Raw genomic sequence first — 3735 nt, 5'->3', positions numbered from 1 at the left:
CCCAGCCGGCCGGCCACCGCGTCCCGGGCGGCGTCGGGGGCGACCTGGTCCGCGTCGGCCACCGGTGCGAGCTCGCACGACAGAGCCGCGGGGGAGTTGCCGGTCAGGGCGGAGGCCCAGGCGCGCGACCGCGTCTCGTGCTGCGCGTAGGCGTCGGGATAGGCGGAGCGCTGCACGGTCTGCGCGGCATCCGTCACCTCCATGTCCTCGTACCCCTCGACCTCCACCAGCACGTCGTAGAAGGCGTTGGTCGAGTACACCGGGTCCAGGATCTGCTGGGGGTCGCCCCAGCCCTGGGACGGCCGCTGCTGGAACAGCCCCACCGAGTCACGGTCGCCGTAGTCGATGTTGATGAGCTTGGACTCCTGCAGCGCCGTGGCCAGGCCGATCGTGGCCGCCCGGGCCGGCAGGCCGCGGGCGACCGCGGTGCCGGCCACGAGCGCCGCGTTGTCCGCCTGGTCGGGCGAGAGGTACCAGTTCGAGCCGTCGAGCACGGCGGTGCAGCGTTCGGTGACGGGCCCGGACCCCGTCAGCCGGTTCAGCCCGACGACGACGCCCACCGTGGCGACCGCGCACACGGCACAGACCGTCACGATGTACTTCAGGGCGCGCCCCAGCTGCCGTCGCGGCGGGGGACCGTCGACGGGCGGCGGGACCGGCGGGCCGGTCTCGGCCAGGATGGCCATACGTGCTCCCTGTCGTCCGGGGCGGTACCAGAAGGGCCACGAATTGTAATCCGCCTGGTCAGGGATGGTGCAAAACGGGTACGAGGGTGCCTCAGTTGGCGTGCAGCACCTCGTTGAGCTCGATACCGACGCCCGTCCGGTCGAGCACCTCGACGGCGCCCGTGGTGGAGTTCCGGCGGAAGAGCAGGTTGCTGCGGCCCGCGAGGTCGCGCGCCTTGACGGGGGCGGTGCCGTCGCCGTACGGGTCGGCGGCCGCGCCGAGCACGGTCACCTTGGTGCCGGCGGTCAGGTACAGGCCCGCCTCGACCACGCAGTCGTCGCCGAGCGGGATGCCGAGGCCCGCGTTGGCGCCCAGCAGGCAGCGCTCGCCGAGCGACACCACCTGCTTGCCGCCGCCGGACAGGGTGCCCATGATCGAGGCACCACCGCCGACGTCGGACCCGTCGCCCACGGTGACCCCGGCCGAGATGCGGCCCTCGACCATGGACACGCCGAGCGTGCCGGCGTTGAAGTTGACGAAGCCCTCGTGCATCACCGTGGTGCCAGGGGCGAGGTACGCGCCCAGGCGGACCCGGTCGGCGTCGGCGATCCGGACGCCCGACGGGACGAGGTAGTCGACCATCCGCGGGAACTTGTCGACGCCGAACACGGTGACGTGGCCGCGGGCGCGCAGGCGCAGCCGGGTCTCCTCGAAGCCCTCGACGGCGCACGGGCCGGCGCTGGTCCAGACCACGTTCGTCAGGGCGCCGAAGATGCCGTCCATGTTGAGGCCGTGCGGCTTGACCAGGCGGGCCGAGAGGAGGTGCAGGCGCAGGTAGGCGTCCGGGACGGTCTTCGGCGGGTCGGCGAGGTCGATCTGCGTGGTCACGACCTCCAGCCGGACGCCGCGGACGGCATCCGCGCCGGCGGCCGCCGCGAGAGCCTCGGGCGGAGTGGCGCCGGCGGGCGCGTCGCCGAGGGCGGGCTCCGGGTACCAGGTGTCGAGGGTGGTGCCGTCGTCGGCGATCGTTGCAAGGCCGAAGCCCCATGCGGTCGTCATGCGTCCAGCCTAACGGCCGGGACGAGCACCTAGGCTTGCCCTGTGGAAAACGCGATCGACCCTGCCCTGCTCGACCCGTCCGGAGAAGGGGCCGACCTCGTCGCCCTCACCCGGATCCTGTGCGACATCCCGTCCGTCAGCGGCGACGAGAAGGCCCTCGCCGACACGATCGAGGCGGTCCTTCGGGCCTGCCCGCACCTGGACGTGCTGCGCGACGGCGACGCCCTGGTGGCCCGGACGCACCTCGGCCGGGACCGGCGGGTGGTGGTGGCCGGCCACATCGACACCGTACCGATCGCGGACAACCTGCCGACCCGCCTGGTCGAGCAGGACGGCACCGGCGAGCTCTGGGGCCGCGGCACCGTGGACATGCTCGGCGGGGTCGCCGTCGCGCTCGCCCTGGCGGTCGAGCTCGGCGCGCCCGGCACGGCGCCCGCACACGACCTGACGTGGATCTTCTACGACCACGAGGAGGTCGACTCCGCGCTGAACGGTCTGGGCCGCCTCGCGCGCAACCACCCGGAGCTGCTGCGGGGCGACTTCGCGATCCTGGGCGAGCCGTCGAACGCCGGCATCGAGGGCGGCTGCAACGGCACGATGCGGATCGAGGTGCGCACCCACGGCGTCGCCGCGCACTCGGCGCGCGCGTGGACGGGCGAGAACGCGATCCACGCCGTCGCGCCCGTGCTGACCCGGCTCGCGGCCTACGCGCCACGCGAGGTCGAGGTGGACGGCCTGGTCTACCGCGAGGGCCTCAACGCCGTGCGGATCGACGGCGGCATCGCGGGCAACGTCATCCCTGACGCCTGCACGGTGGAGGTGAACTATCGTTTCGCCCCCTCCCGCTCGGTGGCCGAGGCGGAGGCCCATCTGCGGGAGGTCTTCGAGGGCTTCGAGGTGCTCGTGACGGACGCCGCGGGCGGTGCCCGCCCCGGCCTCGACGACCCGCTGGCGGCCCAGTTCGTACAGTCGGTGCTGGCCACGACGGGCGGCGCGCCCGCTCCCAAGTACGGGTGGACCGACGTGGCCCGGTTCGCGGAGCTGGGGGTGCCCGCGGTCAACTTCGGTCCTGGCGACCCGCTGCTCGCGCACAAGGACGACGAGCACCTCCCCGTCGCGCAGCTCGCGCAGTGTCGCGACGCGCTGCGAGCCTGGCTCCTGGACGACTAGTTTGGTCGCATGAGCGACGACGGCATTCCACAGTCCGGCCGCGGCTATCGCCGTGGTCCGGTGCTGCTGCGCGGGAACCAGATCCCGCGGACCACCACGGACCAGCGACTCCTTGCCCCGGACCAGGACACCGACTGGCTGCACTCGGACCCCTGGCGGGTGCTGCGCATCCAGAGCGAGTTCGTGGAGGGCTTCGGCGCGCTCGCCGAGCTGGGCGAGGCGGTCTCGGTGTTCGGCTCCGCGCGTACCAAGCCCGGCCACCCGGACTACCTCGCGGGCGAGACGGTGGGCCGGCTGCTGGTCGAGGCGGGCTACGCCGTCATCACGGGCGGCGGGCCCGGCATCATGGAGGCCGCGAACAAGGGTGCGGCGGAGGCCGGCGGCACGTCGGTCGGCCTCGGTATCGAGCTGCCCTTCGAACAGGGCGTCAACGAGTACGTCAATCTGGGTATCAACTTCCGGTACTTCTTCGCGCGAAAGACGATGTTCCTGAAGTACGCGCAGGGATTCATCGTGATGCCCGGGGGATTCGGCACCTTCGACGAGCTCTTCGAGGCCATCACCCTGGTGCAGACCCACAAGGTGACGCAGTTCCCGATCGTCCTGGTGGGAAAGAAGTACTGGGGTGGGCTCCTGGAGTGGGTCCGGACGACGGCGCTGGAGCACGGTGTCATCAGCGCGGCGGATCTCGACATCATCCACCTGACCGACGACCCCGCCGACGCCGTGCGGCACGTGGTCGACCGGGCCCACCAGATCGCGGCCGAGCAGGCTGCGCTGCAGGCCGCAGTGGCGGCGGAGCGCGCCACCGAGCAAGCGTCGGCCGCGGGCCGGCGCGAC

Annotated in this window: 4 protein-coding genes; 2 read left to right on the top strand and 2 right to left on the bottom strand. The window is 72.5% G+C overall.

Annotated elements, in window-relative coordinates; translation table 11 throughout:
* Both PROKR_RS36465 and dapD read right to left on the bottom strand, forming a co-directional pair.
* Positions 1 to 686, bottom strand: a 686-nt coding sequence (locus PROKR_RS36465) for a hypothetical protein (RefSeq protein ID WP_051433462.1), incomplete at its 3' end; no start/stop codon positions are given.
* A gap of 91 nt (positions 687 to 777) precedes the next feature.
* The gene (gene dapD / locus PROKR_RS27535) at positions 778 to 1725 is read right to left on the bottom strand and encodes a 2,3,4,5-tetrahydropyridine-2,6-dicarboxylate N-succinyltransferase (protein WP_036970267.1); all 948 of its coding nucleotides are present in this window, start codon (positions 1723 to 1725) and stop codon (positions 778 to 780) included.
* A gap of 42 nt (positions 1726 to 1767) precedes the next feature.
* Between dapD and dapE the strand changes: the two genes are divergently transcribed.
* Positions 1768 to 2895 carry a succinyl-diaminopimelate desuccinylase gene (dapE, locus tag PROKR_RS27530; protein ID WP_051433439.1) on the top strand — a complete coding sequence of 376 codons (1128 nt, stop codon included), beginning with the start codon at positions 1768 to 1770 and terminating at the stop codon, positions 2893 to 2895.
* Between the two features lie 9 nt (positions 2896 to 2904).
* A partial coding sequence (locus tag PROKR_RS27525) for an LOG family protein (RefSeq protein WP_084800717.1) occupies positions 2905 to 3735 on the top strand: 831 nt, incomplete at its 3' end.

The sequence above is a fragment of the Promicromonospora kroppenstedtii DSM 19349 genome (genome assembly GCF_000515355.1).
GTDB lineage: Bacteria > Actinomycetota > Actinomycetes > Actinomycetales > Cellulomonadaceae > Promicromonospora > Promicromonospora kroppenstedtii.
The sequence above is the reverse complement of the archived record's forward strand: the minus strand, read 5'-3'. Positions and strand labels throughout refer to the sequence as shown.